The following is a 20,447-nucleotide window of genomic DNA, read 5'->3' as shown; positions in this document are numbered from 1 at the left end:
AAGAAGAATATCATGAACACAGAAAAGAATGTAAAGCAAGCTTTTGATTTGGCAGCAGAACGTTATGCAGCCTTGAATGTCGATGTAAACAGTGCGTTGGAAAAATTGCAACAAATCAGTCTTTCCCTTCATTGCTGGCAGGCGGATGATGTGACAGGTTTCGAGAATCCGGATGGTTCGTTGTCCGGTGGCATACAGGTGACCGGAAATTATCCCGGAAAAGCCCGCAATATAGATGAGTTACGTGCCGATGTGCTGAAAGCCAATTCTTTTATTCCCGGTACCCATCGATTGAACCTGCATGAGATATATGGTGACTTTGGCGGAAAGAAAGTAGACCGAGATGAAGTGGAGCCGGCTCATTTCCAGAGTTGGATGGAATGGGGGAAAGAAAATAATATGAAGCTCGATTTCAACTCGACATCTTTCTCGCATCCCAAGAGCGGTAACCTGACATTGGCTAACCCGGATAAGTCGATCCGTGATTTCTGGATCGAACATACCAAGCGTTGCCGTGCTGTCAGTGAAGCGATGGGTGTTTATCAGGATGATCCTTGTATGATGAATCTGTGGATACATGACGGTTCGAAAGAAGTTCCGGCCAGCCGCATACAATATCGTCAGCTGTTGAAAGACTCGCTGGATGAGATTTTTGCTACTGATTATAAACATATGAAAGACTGTATTGAAGCCAAACTGTTCGGTATCGGGCTGGAAAGTTATACGGTAGGTTCGTATGATTTCTATCTGGGGTATGGCGCGAAGAACAACAAGATCGTAACGTTGGATACCGGCCATTTCCATCTGACGGAAAGTATTGCCGATAAGATCTCGTCGATGCTGTTGTTCACTCCGGAGATCATGCTTCATGTAAGTCGCCCGATCCGTTGGGATAGTGACCATGTGGTTATTCTGAGTGACGACCTGCTGGATCTTTCCCGTGAAATAATCCGTTGTAAAGCATTGGATCGTGTACATATCGGTCTCGATTATTTTGATGCGACCATTAACCGCATCGGTGCTTATGTGATCGGATGCCGTGCAACACAAAAAGCATTCTTGCAGGCCTTGCTTGAACCGTCTGCCACTTTGCAGCAATATGAAGCTGAAGATAAGTTATTTGAACGTCTGGCTTTACAGGAAGAGTTGAAGAGTCTCCCGTGGAATGCTGTCTGGGATATGTTCTGTCTGAAAAACGATGTTCCGGTAGGTGAAGATTATATCGGTGAGATAGAAAAATATGAAGCGCAGGTAACAAGTAAACGATAAATTTATGGATATACTTATCGGTTTACTGATTATCGCCGTCGGCAGTTTCGGACAAAGCAGTTCGTATGTGCCGATCAATAAGGTGAAGAACTGGAGCTGGGAAAGTTTCTGGCTGATACAGGGGATTTTTGCCTGGCTTGTCTTTCCATATCTGGGAGCGCTGTTGGCTATCCCCGAGGGACAGAGCCTGACGGATCTCTGGAGTGCCGGAGGTAGTACCGGTGCGCTGGTCTACGGAATGTTGTGGGGAGTAGGAGGCTTGACCTTCGGCCTTAGCATGCGTTATCTGGGAATTGCCTTGGGACAAAGCATTGCCCTGGGAACCTGTGCCGGTTTCGGTACGCTTTTCCCGGCAGTATTCGGAGGTGCGGATTTGTTTCATGGCGACGGATTGATCCTTTTAGTGGGTGTTTGCGTAACGTTGGCTGGTATCGCAGTGATCGGTTATGCCGGTAGCCTGCGTGCCCGCAACATGACGGACGAGGAGAAGAAGGCGGCCGTGAAAGACTTTGCCCTGACAAAAGGATTGCTGGTTGCGCTATTGGCGGGTGTGATGAGCGCCTGTTTTAATCTGGGGCTTGAATCCGGAACTCCGATACTGGAAAAGGTAAAAGCATCCGGAGCCAGCGAACTGTTTGCCCTGAATCCTGTGATCCTGTTGGTTACAATGGGTGGCTTCCTGACAAATGCTGTTTACTGTATATATCAGAATATTAAAAATAAATCGGGAAAGGATTATTTCTCCGTTACAGGTAAGATATTACTGAATAATGTCTTATTTTGTGCATTGGCCGGTGTCCTGTGGTATTCCCAGTTCTTCGGATTGGGCATGGGAAAGAGCTATTTTTCGGATTCACCCGTTATGCTGGCCTTTTCGTGGAGTATACTTATGTCGCTGAATGTTATTTTCAGCAATGTGTGGGGCATAGTATTGAATGAGTGGAAAGGCGTTAGCCGAAAAACGATTATAGTGTTGGTATCCGGTATGTGTATCCTGATATTCTCACTGTTATTGCCGAATTTATTAGGTTAAGGATTTTATAAATACAAAAGCAAATAAGTAAAATATTACATTGAGTAAAATGACAACAATTAAGAACAACAGCCCCCTGATGGCTGAAATAGGACGTATCGCCGAAGTAGCCGGCTATCTTTGGACAAAAGGATGGGCTGAACGGAATGGCGGAAATATCTCTGTGAACCTGACGGGTTTGCTGACGGACGAAGAAATGGCATTGCCGGCATTGGCACCGGCGATCGAATTGCAGGAAGCTATGACATCCCTCGGCGGAAATGTGTTTTATGTTACGGGAACGGGGAAACGTATGCGCTATGTGGCACAGGATCCGTTTGCTAACGGCGCACTGATCCGTATCGCTCCCGATGGTAAGAGCTACGATATCATTGCCGAACAGCCGGTCAGGCCGACATCCGAATTGCCTTCGCATCTGTTGATGCATAACTACCTTCGTTCGCTGGGACGCGATAACAGGGTCGTGCTGCATACGCATCCGACCGAACTGATCGGGATGACACATTGCAAGCCTTTCCTCGACTCGAAGGAGCTAACCCGTACTTTGTGGAGTATGATCCCCGAATGCCGTATCATCGTACCGAAAGGAGTAGGGATTGTCCCTTATGAAATTCCGGGAACGATCGAACTGGCGCATGCCACGATCCGGCAACTTGAAAAGCATGATGTCGTATTCTGGGAAAAGCATGGTATCCTGGCAGTAGGTGAAGACCTGATCGAATGCTTCGACGCTATCGATACATTGAGCAAATCAGCCCAGATCTATATCAGTGCCCGTATGGCCGGATATGAACCGGTGGGGATGACCGATCAGCAATTGGACGATCTTGTTCCGGCTTTTGGACTATAATAGATGAATTTAATAGCCGTCGGCTTCATTGCCGACGGTATTTCTAAGACCAGTTTGTGAAGAATACCATGAAAAAGATACTTATACTCTTTACTTTATTTTGTACCCTGCCGGCTATCGCCCAACAGCGGGACAGCCGTATACGCGAATATCTTTCTCCCACACGTATTGTATGGCAACAACATAACGAACTTATCCAGGATGCCGCTAATCTGCTTTTGCCGGGTAACGGGCAAGCCGGACTGGTGGATCGTACTATATGCAGAATGACCAGTACGAAGCAGAAACATCCTGCTATCCTGTTTGATTTTGGAAAGGAGCTTCAAGGTGGCATTCAGCTTGTGACAGGTGGTTTCCCTGTTCACCGGCCTATCTCCGTACGTATCCGCCTGGGAGAATCCGTAAGCGAGGCTATGTGTGAGATCGATGGAAAGAACGGGGCAAGCAACGATCATGCCATGCGTGACTGTATCGTTTCACTTCCCTGGATGGGAGTAATGGAAATAGGTAACTCCGGCTTCCGTTTTGCCCGGATTGATCTTCTCGACGACTCTACCGAACTGTATTTGAAAGAGGTGCGTGCTATTTCCACTTATCGCGATATCCCATACAAAGGATCATTCCGGAGTAGTGACGAGCGACTGAACAAGATTTGGCAGACCGGAGCTTACACCGTCCATCTGAATATGCAGGAATATCTGTGGGATGGTATCAAACGCGATCGCCTGGTCTGGCTGGGAGATATGCATCCGGAAGTCATGACGATCAATTCTGTTTTCGGTTATAATGAAGTCGTTCCCAAAAGCCTTGACCTGATCCGTGAAGCTACTCCGCTTCCCGACTGGATGAACGGTATTAGTGCTTATTCGATCTGGTGGTTACTGATTCAGCGCGACTGGTATTATTATCAGGGTGACAAGGTATATCTGAAAGAGCAACAGGCTTATCTGACTGGTCTGTTACACCAGTTACTCTCGAAAGTAGATGCCAACGGGCATGAGAAACTGGATGGATGGCGTTTTCTGGACTGGCCTTCGAGCGAGAATCCCGAAGCGATCAACGCCGGTTTGCAGGCATTGGTTTTGCAGGCCATGAAAGCCGGTGACGAATTATGTACTGTGCTGGAAGATGAAACACTGGCTGCCGAATGTCGGGAAACAGCTAAAAGGATGATTAAAGTGGCTCCGCAGGTAACCAAAACATTACTTAAGTCTAAAATAGCACCGGACGCGCCGGGTTCCAAGCAGGCGGCTGCTTTATTGACACTGGCAGGATTAATGAAACCGGAAGAAGCCGATAAAAAATATCTTTCGGTAAACGGAGCACAAGGCTTTTCTACCTTCTATGGATATTATATGTTGCGTGCTATGGCTACTGCCGGAAACTATCAGGGAGCAATGGATGTGATCCGCCGATATTGGGGAGCGATGATCGATCTGGGAGCTACTACTTTCTGGGAGGACTTCAACATGGCATGGCTTCCGGATGCAGCCGGTATCGATGAACTTGTACCGGAAGGGAAGAAAGACATTCACGGAGACTTCGGCGATTACTGCTATAAAGGTTTCCGGCATAGTTTATGTCATGGTTGGGCTTCGGGGCCAACCGCTTGGTTGAGTGAGTATGTGTTGGGCGTACAGGTGGTGGAGCCTGGTTGCCGCGTTGTTCGTATCACGCCACATCTGGGGGATTTGGATTGGGTGGAAGGAACCTTCCCGACACCTGAAGGGATTATAACTATCCGTCATGAAAAAGGTGCGGATGGCAAAATCAAGAGTGATGTTAAAGCTCCGGAAGGTATACAGGTGATTCTGGAGAAATAGTTAATAACTAAAATAGTAATGAGATGAAAAAGTATCTTCTGTTACTCGCATGTATCGGGACTTTCGCTTCGGCAGAAGTAAAGACCGACTGGAAAGCACAATGGATCAACACGGAACGATGCCAAAGTGCAAGCAACACCTGGTTAGCTTATCGTAAGACAGTCTCAATAGACGAAGTCCCGGCAACCCTGACCGCCCATATTGCAGCCGACAGCAAATACTGGTTGTGGATAAACGGGCGGCTGGCCGTCTTTGAAGGAGGGTTGAAGCGTGGCCCTTCTCCTTATGATACCTATTATGATTCGGTGGAGATTGCTCCTTATCTTGTTTCAGGGGAGAATACCATTGCTGTTTTGGTCTGGCATTTTGGGAGGAATGGCTTCAGCCATGTGAATAGCGGACTGGCTGCCTTACTGTTTGAAGCGATAGCTCCCGGGATAGAGATCGTTTCGGATAAGAGTTGGAGATGCGGCGTATATGATGCATATCAGAATACCGAAGCACCTTATCCGAATTACCGTTTGTCGGAAAGCAATATCCGTTTTGATGCCCGGCTGGCAGAGGAGGGATGGAACCTGCCGGGATTTAAGAATACTTTTCCCGGTGCGGAGATCGCTTCGGTGGTGGGGAAGGCACCGTTGGGACAGTTGGTGAAACGTCCGATTCCGATGTTCAAGGATTTTGGTTTGCGGGATTATCCGGATATCCGGCAGTCGGCGAAGGGCGATACCTTGTTTTGCCGTTTACCTTACAACTGTCAGTTCACTCCTTATCTGAAAGTGGAAGCCCCTGAAGGCAATACGATCTATATGCAGACGGATAACTACCGGGGTGGTGGGCCAGAAAATGTCCGCGCCGAATACATTACCCGCGATGGTACACAGGAATATGAAAGTTACGGATGGATGAGCGGTCACGAAATGTGGTATATTGTCCCCGAAGGAGTAAATATACTGGAAGTAAAATATCGTGAGACAGGATACGACACCGAGTTTGCCGGTTCTTTCCACTGCAACGATCCTTTCCTGAATGAGTTGTGGAAACGTTCGGCACGTACATTATATATAACGATGCGTGATAACTATATGGACTGTCCCGAACGGGAGCGAGCCCAGTGGTGGGGCGATGAAGTGAATGAACTGGGGGAAGCTTTCTATGCGCTTTCCACCTCTTCCCATCAGTTGGCTGTAAAAGGCATCCATGAATTGATGAACTGGCAGCGTGCCGACGGCTCTTTGTTTGCGCCTGTCCCGGCTGGTAACTGGTCGAAGGAATTGCCTTTGCAAATCCTGGCGTCAGTAGGATGGTACGGTTTTTATACTCAATATTATTATAGTGGCGACAGTACGTTCGTCCCTGCTATCTACGATCGGCTGCACCGTTATCTGCATGAAACCTGGCAGGTGGATAAAAGCGGTTTCCCGATAGAACGGAGCGGGGAATGGAGTTGGGGCGACTGGGGAGAGCAGATCGACATGGGTGTCCTGACCAATTGCTGGTACTATCTCGCATTGAAAGCCGAGAAAGAATTTGCCTTGCAACTCGGAAAGAAAGCGGATGCCGAGGAGATCAGCCGTATGATGTATAGCATTGAAAAATGTTTCAATACGAAATACTGGACAGGAACGGCTTACCGCTCTCCCGGTTATCGGGGTGAAAATGACGACCGGGCGCAGGCTATGGCTGTTCTTTCCGGTCTTGCACCGAAAGATAAATATCCGGCTATCCTGAAACTCCTGAAGAAAGAATATCATGCCAGCCCATATATGGAAAAATACGTATTGGAAGCTCTTTTCCATATGGATGCTCCCGATGCAGCCCTGCAACGGATGAAAGATCGCTATGCCGGTATGTTGAGCTATAAAGAATATACCACTTTATTTGAAGGTTGGGGAGTAGGAGCCGAAGGTTTTGGCGGTGGCACGATCAACCATGCATGGAGTGGCGGCCCGCTGACATTACTGAGCCAGAAAGTGTGTGGTATAGAACCTACCTCGCCTGGTTTTAAGACATTCCGGGTGAAACCTCAGATGGGATCCCTGACGGAAGCATCGGCCACTGTTGAGACTCATTACGGTAAAATTAAAGTGTATCTGAAGAAGTCCGGCCGTAAGATCCTGATGGAAATTCAGGTACCCGAACAAACCGGTGCTGTTGTGATTTCTCCCAAAGGCAAAGTACAGGAAGTGGGCTCCGGAACCCATAAAATAACGTGTCCCTTTTAATAAATGCACTTTTTATAGTAATATTGACGAATAGATTTAAGGTTTATATATTGTTTGGTAACCTCACATTATCTACTTTTGCCCGGGATAATGTGAGGTTATTTATCAATGGCAAATAGAAAAAGTAAAACGAAGTCGAAATCGAAGTCGCGAAAGAAGAAAAAACAGGTATCATCGTTTGTTCTGGCAATCAAGCGAATATTTGTGATTGTATCTGTAGTGCTCGCTTGCCTGATTGGCGTCTTATTCATCTACGATTATCTGTACCCTGTTACCGGAAAGCAACCGGTAGCAAAGGAACAACAGAAGAAGCCTGTAACAAAAGAGCAGAAGAAACCGGCCACTCAGCCGGAACAAAAGAAAAAAGAAGAAACTTCCCCTATAAAGCCTTCCCGTTCTAAGACAAAAACCTTCAAGGTACCTGCGAATGCAGAGATACCGAAGCTGCAAGCCAAACGGCCTGAGCAGGTAATTCGTCACGAAGGATATACCGTATCATACAATTCTGATTACAAAATAGCAAACTGGGTTGCCTATGAACTGACTCCCGAAGAAGCAAAAAGTAAAAAGACGGAACGTTCCAACAAGTTCGTTCCTGACCCGATGGTAAAAGGAGCTACTGCTACCAACGAAGATTATACCCGTACCGGTTATGACCGTGGACATCTGGCTCCTGCGGGTGATATGAAATGGTCGGCTAAAGCGATGCGCGAATCGTTTTACCTGAGTAATATTTGTCCGCAGAAACCGGCATTGAACCGGGGTATCTGGAAGGATCTGGAAGAACAGAGTCGGATGTGGGCGAATGATTACGGAGCTTTACTGATTGCTACCGGCCCTGTTATGACAGACGATATGAAACGGATGGGAAAGAACAGGATAGGAGTGCCCGAAGCATTCTACAAAGTGATTTGTTATGTCTCGGGAGATAAGTATAAGGCGATCGGATTTATTTTTGAGAACAGGGATTATAAGAATACTAGTTTGAAATCAATGGCAATCCCTGTGGATAGTGTGGAAAAAGTAACGGGAATAGACTTTTTCCCGGCAGTTCCTGGTGAGCAGGAAAAAGTAATGGAAGCAAGAATAGACTGGGACAGTTGGTCTTTTTAAGAATGTACAAGCAAATGATATCCCTCAGATAAAAAGGTAGGCGGTATCCAAACAATTATAAAAAAGTGAATGTTATAATGCTGTGACTTAACGCATAGTATTATATGACTTTGTATTAGCATATAATTAACAAATAACTAAATAAGTAAATGCAAGTTATCATGAATGGTAAATTAATTCCCGTTTTTGTATTGGCAGCATTGATGTCTTGTAGTCAACCGCCGGTAAAAGAGCAAGGGCCTCGTCCGGTAAAGTTGACTGAGGTTACATCTTTAAATGTGGTGGAAAAGTCGTTCAGTGGTGTAGTATCTCCTGACCAGTTCAGCGATCTGGCGTTTAAGATGTCAGGGCCATTGATTTCCCTGAACGTGGAAGAAGGACAGAAGGTTCGTACCGGGCAAGTGGTGGCAGAAATGGATCCGCAGGACTTTAAATGGGATTTTGAAGCGAAGAAAGCTTCTTTTCAAACAGCACAGGCTCAGTTGCAGCGTGCTGAAAGACTATTGGCGAAGCAAGCCATCTCCCAACAGGAATATGAAACGACAAAAGCCTCTTATTCCAATGCTCAGGCAGCATTTGAGAATTCTCAGAATACATTGGAACAAACCAAGCTTCGCGCTCCTTTCGATGGCTTTATCCAGAAGAAGTATGTAGAGAACTATCAGAAAGTACAGATGGGGCAAGGTATCGTTTGTCTGATCAACCCGAATAAACTGCAGGTTCAGTTTACAATGCCGGAAACCAATATCACCTATTTCTCGACTCCTTATTCGATCTATGTGGAGTTCGATAATTATAAGGGTGTCCGTTTCAAGGCAAAAGTAAAAGAATATGTCGAAGCCTCTCCCGATGGTTCCGGTGTACCTGTATTCCTTTATATCGATGATCCTGCATTTGATCTTAATAAGTATAAAGTGGCAGTAGGTTTCTCCTGCCGTGTTGTTCTCAACATCGAAAGCCAGAGCTTCAACGAAGGAGCCGTGTTAATACCCCTGTCTGCTATTGTTGCCGACGAAGCGAACAGCAGCAACAAGTTCGTATTTGTCTATAACCCGCAAACCCAGCAGGTTGAACGCCGTAAGATCAGTGAAAAGGAACTGGTTGGCAAGGATGAAGTAGTCATAATGGAAGGACTGAAAGCCGGTGAACGTGTCGTTACTGCCGGAGCAACCCGCCTTGTAGACGGACAACAAGTAAAAGTATTAACAGATTAAGAAGACAAACAATGAATATTCCAAAATATTCCTTAGAGAATAGTAAGATTATATACTTCTTCCTGGCTGTGATGCTGATAGGCGGTATATACTCTTTCTTTAAACTGCCGAAGAAGGAGGATGCCCCCTTTGTAATCAAGCAGGCTGTGCTGGTTACACAATATCCGGGTGCGACTCCTTTTGAAGTGGAGAAACTGATTACCGAACCGATCGAAAGAGAGATACAGTCTATGTCGGATGTGTTCCAGATCAAGTCGGAGTCTTATTTCGGGATGTCGAAGATATCGATTGAATTGCAGCCGACACTTGATCCCGATTATATGCCTGTCAAATGGGACGAACTTCGTCGTAAAGTAGCCAATATAGAACCCCGCCTTCCGAGTGGAGCCTCATCTATATCAGTCAGTGATGACTTCGGTGATGTATTCGGTATCTATTATGCCTTGACAGCCGATGATGGATTTACCTACGACGAACTGCGCGACTGGTCGCAGAAGATTAAAACGGAACTGTCACCCGTGCCTGGTGTTCAGAAGGTTTACCTGTTCGGTGAACAGACACAGGTAATCAATGTCAGGATATCCGTTCCTAAACTGGCAAACCTGGGAATCGATCCTAACTCGATCCAACAGGTACTGCAAACCCAAAACCTTCTGGTGAATACAGGGGATGTCAATACCGGCAGCTATCAGTTGCGGATAAGGGCCGAAGGAACATATAAAAACATTCAGGACATTCGCGATCAGTTGATTGTCACCAAGAGTGGAGGAGAAGTCCGTCTAGGTGATATCGCTATTGTCGAACGTGGTTACATGGATCCCCCTTCCAATCTGATGCGTGTAGATGGCAAACGTGCTATCGGTATCGGTGTGGCTACCGGGGCGAATGACGACGTGGTTGCCGTAGGTAATGATGTAGCCAGTCATCTGACAGAAATGGAGCAGCTTTTCCCTATCGGTATGGAACTGAAAACAATTTACCCGGAAAATAAGATTGCCGATGAAGCGAACAACGGTTTTATCCTGAACCTGCTCGAGTCTTTACTGATCGTTATTGTGGTTATCTTCCTTGTGATGGGATCGCGTGCCGGTATGCTGGTTGGCAGTTCATTGCTTTTCTCGGTAGGAGGAACGTTATTGCTAATGCTTATCTGGGGAGTCGGACTGAACCGAACTTCACTGGCTGCCTTTATCATCGCGATGGGTATGTTGGTGGATAATGCCATTGTGGTGACGGATAATGCACAGGTCGGTATTAAGCGGGGACTCTCCCGTTATCAGGCATTGATAGACGGAGCTACCAAACCGCAATGGGCGTTACTGGGAGCCACCTTTATCGCTGTCTGCTCTTTCCTTCCGATGTATCTGGCTCCTGCTTCGGTGGCAGAGATCGTTAAACCGTTGTTTATCGTATTGGCCGTATCGTTGGGATTGAGCTGGGTACTGGCATTGACCCAGACAACTACTTTCGGTAACTTTATCCTGAAAGAAGCCAAGCCGGGTGAAGCGAAAGATCCGTACGATACGAAGCTGTATCATAAGTTTGAAAAGGTGCTGGCCCGTCTGATCAAACGTAGATGGGTAACCGTTACTTCTGTTATAGCGACATTGTTCCTTTCCCTGTTTATTATGGGTATCATGCCGCAGAGTTTCTTCCCGATCATGAATAAACCGTATTTCCGTGCCGACCTGATCTTCCCGGAAGGTTACAGTATCTACGACGTGGAAAAGAATGTGAAAGAGATTGAGGAATATCTGAGTAACAATAAGAATATCAAATCATACTCATTTACACTGGGAGGTTCTCCGGTTCGTTACTATCTGGCTAGTTCGTCCGTAGGCCCGAAACCTAACTTCGCCAATGTGCTGATCGAAACCCAAAAGGCGGAAGATGCACAGGTGGAAGAAGGAAAGTTCTACGATTATATGGTGGCCAACTATCCGAACATCCTGACCCGTTCCGCTTTGTTCGCCTTGTCTCCCGTGCCCGATGCCGCTATCGAGATCGGTTTTATCGGTGATAACGTGGATACATTGGTTGCATTGACAGAGAAGGTAAAAGAGATTGCCCGCAATTACGACCAGGTAATGGAAGTGCGTGACAGCTGGGGAAATAAAGTTCCTGTATGGAAACCTTTATACTCGCAGGAAAAAGGCTTGCGCTTGGGTATTACCCGTCAACAGGTGGCTTACTCGTTGCGTTCGGCTACGAACGGTGTTCCGTTGGGCGAATACCGCGAAGGCGATGTCTTTATGCCGATCCTGATGAAAGACGCTGATCGTGACTCTATGAATCTGAACGATATCAAGACCTTGCCGGTTTATAGTGCCAAAGGACGTTCCGTCAAAGTAGAGCAGGTGATCGACGACTTCTCGCTCGATTATGAATATAATGTGGTGAAGCGCTTTAACCGTCAGCCTTATATGATGATGCAATGCGAGCCGAAGCGTGGTGCTAATACAATGGCCGCTTTCAGTCATCTTTGGACGGAAGCTCAAAAACAAATACAGGTTCCCGAAGGTTATAAGATGACTTATTTCGGGGAGCAAAACGAACAGGACAAGGGTAACAAAGCGATCGCAGCCAATATCCCGCTGATGTTCGGTTTGATCTATATAACCTTGTTGTTCCTTTTCCCGAAATATTACCGGAAACCGGTTCTGATCATGGCAATGCTTCCATTGATCTTTATCGGTGTAGTATTGGGATTGCTGGTATTCGGAAAGTCGCTCGACTTCTTTGCCATGCTGGGTCTGTTGGGACTGATCGGTATGAATATCAAGAATGCCATTGTGCTTGTCGATGAGATCGGCCTGCAAATGGATAGCGGTCTGGCTCCTGTCAATGCCGTAATAGAGGCAACCAAGACACGTATCGTGCCTGTAACGATGGCTTCGGGTACAACGATCCTGGGTATGCTTCCTCTGCTGGGAGACGCCATGTTTGCCGGTATGGCAGCTACGATCATGGGAGGTTTGTTTGTTTCGACCATCCTGACCATCTTCGTGCTTCCGGTTACCTATTGTATATTCTTTAAGATTAAATCGGAATAAGTAATATGAAAAGTAAACTGATAATAGGTTGTATGCTGTTGGGTGCTATATCTGCGAATGCGCAGGTACAGCCCATCACGGCAGCCGAATATAAAGAAAAAGTGCTTGAATACAGCCGTCAGATCAAGCAAAGTTCCGAAGAACGTATCGCCATGCAACATGCTATCAAGGCGGCTAAGACTGCATTCTTCCCGGCTGTGGATTTCTCCGGTAGCTACCAGTACCGTCTTAATAAGTACGAATTGGGCATGGGGGAAGGCATACCCGGTATCGAAATGGATCATAATACCTATAGTCTCGGTGCCACAGTAAGCCAGCCTATCTATGCCGGCGGACAAATTTATAACAACTATAAGGCGGCTGAGATACAAGGCCAGATTGCTACCGAGGCTGAAGAGCTGACGACCGATAACATCGTCTATGCGGCCGATATGAACTATTGGTCTGTTGCCGCCCGCAAAGGCATGTATGATGTAATGACACAATATGTCGATATCGTACAGGAACTGGCAAATGTGCTGACCCTTCGTTTTCAGGACGGACAGATCAGTAAAACAGATCTGTTGCAGGTACAGGCTCGCTTGAAAGAAGCCGAGCTGAATAAAAGTTCTGCCTATAAGGATTATCAAATCGCTTTGCAGAACTTGAATGTCCTGATGGGTGTTCCGCCGATGGAACCGATCACGATCACGGATTCTATTACAATGGTCTTGCCGTTGCCTATGAAAGTCGGTGAATCGGCAGCCCTGGAAAACCGTCCGGATTACCTGATCTCCAAGCTGAATATCGAGTATCAGAAAAGACAGATCAACCTTTCGAAAGCCAAATATAATCCGACGTTGTCGGTTGGTTTTCAGGGAGCATGGGGAACTTCTATGCTGAATGTAAAAGGTTCTGATAACTTATGGACGCCGGCAGTATTCGCTTCCCTGAAAATTCCATTGTTCCGTTGGGGAGCACGTTTCAAGGAAGTGAATTCGCAAAAAGCGATCCTGCGCAGCAAAGAGTATGCAATGGACAACACCCGCGACCAGATCAGCCAGGAAGTAGCCAATGCATGGACTAGCCTGACCGAGAATACAAAGCAGATCGATGTCGCTGAAGAAGCTTGTAAAATAGCGGAAGAGAACCTCGACCTGAATACATTCAGTTACAACGAAGGTAAACTTCCTATCGTCGATGTGCTCTCTGCCCAGTTGTCGTGGATACAGTCTTACAGCAGCCTGATCCAGACCTGGTATCAGCAGAAGGCTTCCCTGGCTCAATATAACAAGGCTATCGGCATTCGCCGGATGCAGTAGTCTGTAGTATTGAAATATAGTCATGTCGAAAACGGTTACCGGATAACAAGATCCGGTAGCCGTTTTTTTATTGCCGGCTTCCTGCTTGTTTGTAGTATGAAAATAGTTGTTTTATAATCCAAAGACTACTTGTCCCTAATCCAAAAGTACCTATCTATTCTATTTTTGACCTAGGTAGTAAACCTTTTCGACCTAGGTAATAAAGGTTTTCTACCTTGGTGCTAAACGTTTTTGACCTAGGTCAAAAATATAGGGAGAAGGTATCTTTATAGTAGAATACTATTACCTGAGTATTAGAAAGCTATAGTATTTCATTTAAAAGTCATAGGGAAAGAATCGCATAAAAGAGCAGGGGTAACGAATTAGTTTCTTATTAGTTTTATCTTTGTATCCGTTTAAATAAAGAATAACATGGAGATTATAAGATTGACGGCGACGGATCATCCGTTGTATAATGCTTTCAGAGAAATATACGATATAAGTTTTCCGATCTACGAACAACGGACTGTGGCACTGCAGCAGGATGCATTTTCAGACAGCCGCTATCATCTGGATTGTTATACAGATACGGTGAATGATCTTGTTCAGGGCTTTATCGCTTACTGGAGATTTGAGAGTTATACGTACGTGGAGCATTTTGCCATCCATCCCAATGAACGGGGGAAAGGCCAGGGAGGCTTGATTCTTAGTAAGCTGATAGAGCAGGAGAGTGGACGTGTGTTGTTGGAGATAGATCCGGTTAAGGATGATATATCCGCTGCCCGTCTACGTTTCTACCGGTCTTATGGATTTATAGAAAATCCATTTCCCCATATTCATCCTGCTTACCGGAGTGAATATCCCGATCATTCATTGGTTGTCCTGTCAACGGGCGGTGAGATGACCGGCATTGAATACGATATGTTTGCTTCTGACCTGAATACGATAGTAATGAAAAAGGGAATGCAATAAATGCATTCCCTCTTACTTTATAGTTGCTGCTTAGCGTCGTTTTTTATTCTTTATTCAATGCTTTCAGTGAGAACAGGAAGGTCGAACCTTTGCCTTCTTCCGATTCAAACCATAATTTACCGTCATGCAACTCCACAAAATCTTTACAGAGCATCAAGCCCAATCCCGACCCTTTTTCATTACTTGTTCCGTAAGAGGTGAAATGCGTATTGGCTTTCAACAGTTTTTCCTGGTCTTCTTTCTTGATCCCTTTACCGGAGTCTTTCACGCTGACAATAACGTTGTTACCTTCTATACTGGTAGAAACGTCAATTGTTCCTCCTTCAAAACTGAACTTGATTGCATTTGAAATAAGATTCCTGATAACTGTCTTTATCATATCTATATCGACAGAACCGACTAGTTCTTTCTCTACATCTAACAACCGGATACTAATACCTTTCTGGGCAGCCATCGGGATATACATTTCGGCTGTACTGGAAACCAGACTGTTGATGTCGGCATCTTGTTTATATATATTTTGTTTCTTCAGACGGTTCTTTGCCCATTTCAATAAGTTATCGAGTAGAAGGAAAATCTCTTCAGATGTCTTATTCATCATCTGTAACATCTCGAATACTTCGGGGCTGACCTGACTTTTATCTACCATCATAAGGATAGCATTATTCATCATCTTCAGAGAGCCGAGTGGAGAACGAAGATCGTGTGCAATAACAGAGTAAAGCGTATCACGTGATTCGATTGTATTTTCCAGTTCCTGTTTTATGCGTTTAATACTAAATAGTTCATAACGATGGGCAACACGTTTGACCAGTTCTTCTCTTTGGAAGGGTTTTGTAACGTATTCGGTAGCTCCTAGCTGGTATCCTTTTACTATACTCTGCATATCACTAAGTGCAGACATGATGATTACAGGAATATCATTGGTGTCAGGGGCGCTTTTGAGGTGTTGTAATACCTCGTATCCGTCCATTTCCGGCATCATGATATCTAGCAGTATGAGATTGGGATGCTTGTCATGAGCGATGCGAAGAGCTTTGGCTCCGCTGTCACAGGTTAATAGTGTGTATCCTTCCTTTTTTAATATAGCCTGTACTAACATGACGTTGGTTGGAACATCGTCAACGATCAATACTGTATATTCTGATGCTAAATTATCCATATTAATTTTACACTTTTCTTGATATTCAATCACTATCAGTACACAAATGTATTAATAATGTTTGAATTTACAGATGTTTTCCTTGTAGCAATTTAGAAATATTTTTCTTATTACGTTCTCTTAGCTTTTTCCCAGGCTCCATTCCCCTTATTTCCAGCTAAATAGAAAAATCCTCTTATGACATTTATATTCATAAAAGAAAAATAATAAGGTATGAAAAGTAGCTTGTTTCGTATATTTTTCTGTTCCATCGAATAACCTGTATAGGCCATTACATAAAATATGACTTGTAAAAGTAACAAAAATATATATGTAAACTCACCCGTACATGTTAATATTATATTTAATGGGATCAGCAGGAATAAAACGATGGGTGTAATAGTCCATCGTAAGACCCGGTGGCTTACGAACTGAAAACTTAAGGTACCATACCGGAAGATATTGAACAGGCTACGCAGACGCCATACGGATTGCAAACCACCTGCTGCGATACGTACTTTTCGCTTTTCCTCTTCTTTCATATTCAGGGAGGCAGTCTCTGTGGCATAAGCCTCTTTACAATAAGCAATTTTATATCCTTTCTGTGCAATACGGAGTGAGAGGATGAAATCATCGAGAAGCGTATCCGACGGCATTTGTTCAAATAATTCAGTCCGTACGGCAAACAGTTCTCCGGCAGCACCTACGGTTGAATACAGCCGGTAGTCTAATGCTTTCAGTGTCGATTCATATTTCCAGTAGATCCCTTCCCCGGCGGTTGCTCCTTGTGCGGTTATTGTTTCCACTCTTTTTTCTCCGGCAACACATCCGACTTTAGGATCGGAGAACTGGCGGACGATCTCTGTGATAGCATCCGTATTCAGCATCGTATTGGCATCGGTGAAAACTACATAAGGAGTGGTTACATACTGTATACCCCGATTTAATGCAGCTGTCTTTCCTCTGCGTTCCGGTTGAAACAGGACGGTTACATCTTCATATTTTTTCAGATATTCATTGGTGCGGTCGTTCGAACCATCGGTAACCCATACTATTTTTAGTTTATCGGCAGGATAGGAAAGAGCATGGCAATTCACCATCTTACTTGCAACGATATCTTCTTCATTATATGCCGCAATAAAGAGGGTGACCTCCGGGAGGGGATCGGGTAAAGTAGGGGGAGATGGTTTAAAGAATAATTCTTTTATACGTACCATTATATATAATAGTATTCCATATCCGAGATATGTATAGAAAATAATGAAAAGTCCTGTCCAGAACAAATATTCAATAATAATATATAAATGGTCCATCTTTGTATGTAATAAAAAATGTTTAACGGGCACAAATATAATAAAGTATTTATAACAAAAATAGAAAAGCTTTGATTCTTTTAGGGTTTTGGTGAAAAATAAGCTGCTTTTTGAAATATGAACCAATGTTTTTACTACTTTTGTGCATGTATAAGTTTGTGTAAATTTGTAAAATATGACATTTTTATATTGGATAGAACTAGTATTATTTATTTGCTTCCTTATTAATATCGCTTATTTGCTGTTTTTCTCTATAGCTTCATTAAGTAAGGGTAAGCAATTACGTGATTTTTCTTCTAAAGATCATAAACGGATAGCGATCTTAATACCTGCTTATAAAGAAGATCAGGTAATAATGGAATGTGTACATTCTTGTATGCAACAGTTATATCCGAAAGATAAATATGATATAGTTGTTATTTCCGATCGGATGGAGGATAAAACAAATATCTCTTTATCTGCTTTGTCTATAAAACTTGTAAAAGTTTTTTTTAAGAATAGCACAAAGGCTAAGGCGTTGAATTATGCAATGGAGCAAATTGGTGATTCTTATGATATAGCTGTTGTATTGGATGCGGACAATGTGATATATCCTGATTTCCTAAATGAAATGAATAATATTTTTTCTGAATCGCATGTTCAGATCGTTCAGGCACATCGCAAAGCAAAAAATCTAAATACAAATTTATCTATACTGGATGCTGTAAGCGAAGAGATCAACAATAGCATATTTAGGTTAGGGCATGCTAGGGTTGGTTTATCAGCAGCATTGATAGGTTCGGGTATGGCTTTCGATTATCCTTTATTTAAAGATATAATGTTAACAATAGATGCCGTTGGAGGTTTTGACCGCGCTTTAGAATTGTCTTTGCTAAAAGAAGGAAAACGAATCTATTATTTATCGGAAGTGGATGTACTGGATGAAAAGGTTCAAAGTCATGCAAACTTTTCAAACCAGCGGCGGAGGTGGCTTTCTGCGCAAATCCATTATTTAGGAAGATTTATTGGAGATGTACCGACAGCTTTATTAAAAGGTAACTGGGATTTCTGTGATAAAGTTTTCCAACAGATGAGTATACCTCGGATACTTCTTTTAGGCATGACTTTTGTTATCTCTGTCTTCTTATCGTTTATTGCTGGAGGGCTGTCTGTTAAATGGTGGATATTGTTTTCCCTTCTGATTTTGGCTTTGTTGTTGGCAATCCCATCTTCGTTGTTTAATAAGCGATTGATGATTGCTTTGTTTGAATTGCCGTATTCTTTTTTATTGATGTTCTGTAATCTCTTTCGTTTGAAAGGTGCCAATAAAAAATTTATTCATACTTCTCATGGTGTAGAAGGTAAAAAATAAGAGAATGATGTTTATAGGAAAGTTTAAGAATAATAAGCCTTTTCCTGATAAGCTCCTATGGAATAGAGGCGATCAGATTACTTATGATCAGGTATCATCTGTATGTGTAAATGATAGGATTAAAGTCTATTTTTGGGGAGTCCTGTATAATAGAAAATCGGCGGTGCATGTGGAAGGTCTCTCTGATGCTGCTATAGTTGCACAGATGTATGAACGCTCGGGGAGTAGTGCTTTTTCTTGTTTGGACGGATCTTTTACTTTTGTTGTGTCTGATTCTGAACAGATAATAATTGTCCGCGATCATCACGGTACAAATAAGCCGGTTTACTATACGAATTTCTTTTTTGCATCTTCTTTGGCCTTATTACAAGAAACAGATGGTTTTATCACTGAACCTGACTGTCGGGCATTATCCGATTTTCTTTACATCGGATATATATCGACTCCTTCTTCTTCTTTGAAAGGAGTTAATAAGCTGGGCGCGGGAGAAATGTTGGTATATCGGGACGGACAATCTGTTGTCAGGCAGCTATATCTGACAGATGATATACTTCCTGCTCAAAATGATAAAAGTTTGGACGAATTATCTGAGCAATATGGAGCGTTACATATTGAAGCGATAAAAAAACGAATTGGAGATAATTCAAATATAGGTATTTTACTAAGCGGGGGATATGATTCCGGCTGTAACTTGGTGGCTTTGCGTAAGATATATTCCGGAGATATTCGTTCTTATTCCATCGGTTTCAAAGGGGACATCTGGACAGAATTGCCATTGGCGGGATGTATGTCAGAAACCTTCGGTACGATTCATACGGAATATGAAATTGACGGAAGTGAAATTGCTGCATTGCCTAAGATTGTGGATTTTCTGGGAGATCCTTTTGTAGAAGGCGGATTAATGGTTAATTATGCCGTAATGAAGCTGATAGGAAATAGCAAGCCGGATGTTATTTTGGGTGGAGACGGCAGCGATCAGTATTTTGGAACATCCGGGCGTGAAATAGCATTGCATTATTTACTATCGAAATATAAGCTCGCTCCTGTTTTCGGTTTGATATACCACCTGCTGAGTCAACCGGTATTTGATAAAAACAATCGTTTATACAGGATCCGTTTTCATCTGGATAAAATCCTGAATATTCTGAAAGGTGATTTGTTCGGCTTTCCGGACTTTCGTTTGAAAACAATGTTACAGGATCGTTCGTTGATCCTTTCTGAAAGAGAGATAAGATCCGATCTGCAAAGTTTTGAACATTTATATCTTCAACATGCCTATAAAACGGATTTAGAGAAAATCATTAACCAGGTGATTCTGTTCAAAGCATCCAGGATGGCCGATATGTTTGGTAATACGATGGCTTTTCCCTATATGGATTTGGATATTTATAATTTCCTGCAACAATTGCCGGTGCACTATAAATGTAAAGGAACCGATGCATTTGATATAGCGAAAGGACATGTTACGGCAAAATATCTATTGAAATATCATTATAAACCTATGTTGCCGGAAGTTATCACATCAAAAAAGAAACAAGGAGGTTTCGCACCGATGCCACTCTTCTTTAAAAATGATAAGCAAAGAGCACGGATTGCGGATTTTATAATGACTTCGTCGGTAACTCGTGATTTTCTGAAGCGGGATGCAGTAAACTGTTTTATAAAACAATACGATCAGGATGTCAATGAAAATGGAAATTGGTTTTGGTATAAACAAAGTAAAGCTATTCAGTATTTTAATTTGTATACACTGGCTTTATGGTGGGAGAGGTTTATTGAGCAAAATCATAATTAATTTGATAATACGCAC

14 protein-coding genes are annotated in these 20,447 nt (G+C 43.7%); 12 read left to right on the top strand and 2 right to left on the bottom strand.

What is annotated here, in order from left to right; all coding sequences use genetic code 11:
* Positions 1–12 precede the first annotated feature (12 nt).
* The 10 genes from HMPREF1212_RS12200 (at position 13) to HMPREF1212_RS12155 (ending at position 14,832) form a co-directional block, all read left to right on the top strand.
* A complete protein-coding gene (locus tag HMPREF1212_RS12200; RefSeq protein WP_028729520.1) occupies positions 13–1,269 on the top strand; it encodes an L-rhamnose isomerase in 1,257 nt (418 codons plus the stop codon).
* A gap of 4 nt (positions 1,270–1,273) precedes the next feature.
* Positions 1,274–2,302 (top strand): L-rhamnose/proton symporter RhaT, encoded by a 1,029-nt coding sequence (gene rhaT / locus HMPREF1212_RS12195; protein ID WP_046149533.1) that lies wholly within the window; start codon positions 1,274–1,276, stop codon positions 2,300–2,302.
* A 49-nt stretch (positions 2,303–2,351) separates the two neighbouring features.
* On the top strand, positions 2,352–3,152 hold the full coding sequence (gene rhaD, locus HMPREF1212_RS12190) for a rhamnulose-1-phosphate aldolase (RefSeq protein ID WP_046149532.1): 801 nt from the start codon (positions 2,352–2,354) through the stop codon (positions 3,150–3,152).
* Positions 3,153–3,220: 68 nt separating this feature from the next.
* Positions 3,221–4,975, top strand: coding sequence for an alpha-L-rhamnosidase-related protein (locus HMPREF1212_RS12185; RefSeq protein ID WP_046149531.1), 1,755 nt, complete (start codon positions 3,221–3,223; stop codon positions 4,973–4,975).
* A gap of 23 nt (positions 4,976–4,998) precedes the next feature.
* Positions 4,999–7,200: an alpha-L-rhamnosidase-related protein gene (locus tag HMPREF1212_RS12180; RefSeq protein ID WP_046149530.1), complete on the top strand. Its 2,202-nt coding sequence runs from the start codon at positions 4,999–5,001 to the stop codon at positions 7,198–7,200.
* 108 nt (positions 7,201–7,308) lie between these two features.
* Positions 7,309–8,313, top strand: coding sequence for a DNA/RNA non-specific endonuclease (locus HMPREF1212_RS12175; RefSeq protein ID WP_046149529.1), 1,005 nt, complete (start codon positions 7,309–7,311; stop codon positions 8,311–8,313).
* A gap of 161 nt (positions 8,314–8,474) precedes the next feature.
* Positions 8,475–9,527: an efflux RND transporter periplasmic adaptor subunit gene (locus HMPREF1212_RS12170; protein ID WP_046150361.1), complete on the top strand. Its 1,053-nt coding sequence runs from the start codon at positions 8,475–8,477 to the stop codon at positions 9,525–9,527.
* Positions 9,528–9,538: 11 nt separating this feature from the next.
* Positions 9,539–12,580: an efflux RND transporter permease subunit gene (locus HMPREF1212_RS12165; protein WP_046149528.1), complete on the top strand. Its 3,042-nt coding sequence runs from the start codon at positions 9,539–9,541 to the stop codon at positions 12,578–12,580.
* A gap of 5 nt (positions 12,581–12,585) precedes the next feature.
* Positions 12,586–13,881, top strand: a complete 1,296-nt coding sequence (locus HMPREF1212_RS12160; RefSeq protein ID WP_046149527.1) for a TolC family protein — start codon at positions 12,586–12,588, stop codon at positions 13,879–13,881.
* 411 nt (positions 13,882–14,292) lie between these two features.
* Entirely contained in the window at positions 14,293–14,832 is a 540-nt protein-coding gene (locus HMPREF1212_RS12155) for a GNAT family N-acetyltransferase (RefSeq protein ID WP_046149526.1), read from the top strand.
* 43 nt (positions 14,833–14,875) lie between these two features.
* On the opposite strand, the gene HMPREF1212_RS12150 is transcribed toward HMPREF1212_RS12155, so the two are convergent.
* Positions 14,876–15,994, bottom strand: coding sequence for a hybrid sensor histidine kinase/response regulator (locus tag HMPREF1212_RS12150; RefSeq protein ID WP_046149525.1), 1,119 nt, complete (start codon positions 15,992–15,994; stop codon positions 14,876–14,878).
* Between the two features lie 110 nt (positions 15,995–16,104).
* Positions 16,105–17,286, bottom strand: coding sequence for a glycosyltransferase family 2 protein (locus tag HMPREF1212_RS12145; RefSeq protein WP_046149524.1), 1,182 nt, complete (start codon positions 17,284–17,286; stop codon positions 16,105–16,107).
* Positions 17,287–17,461: 175 nt separating this feature from the next.
* On the opposite strand from HMPREF1212_RS12145, the gene HMPREF1212_RS12140 reads away from it, so the two are divergent.
* Complete coding sequence (locus HMPREF1212_RS12140; protein ID WP_046149523.1) at positions 17,462–18,637, top strand: glycosyltransferase family 2 protein; 1,176 nt, start codon at positions 17,462–17,464, stop codon at positions 18,635–18,637.
* Positions 18,638–18,641: 4 nt separating this feature from the next.
* Positions 18,642–20,432 carry an asparagine synthetase B family protein gene (locus tag HMPREF1212_RS12135; RefSeq protein WP_052724979.1) on the top strand — a complete coding sequence of 597 codons (1,791 nt, stop codon included), beginning with the start codon at positions 18,642–18,644 and terminating at the stop codon, positions 20,430–20,432.
* Positions 20,433–20,447: the final 15 nt, after the last annotated feature.

It is taken from the genome of Parabacteroides sp. HGS0025 (assembly GCF_000969845.1).
Lineage (GTDB): Bacteria > Bacteroidota > Bacteroidia > Bacteroidales > Tannerellaceae > Parabacteroides > Parabacteroides gordonii.
Note: the sequence above shows the minus strand (reverse complement) of the source record. Positions and strands in the feature narration are given on the sequence as shown.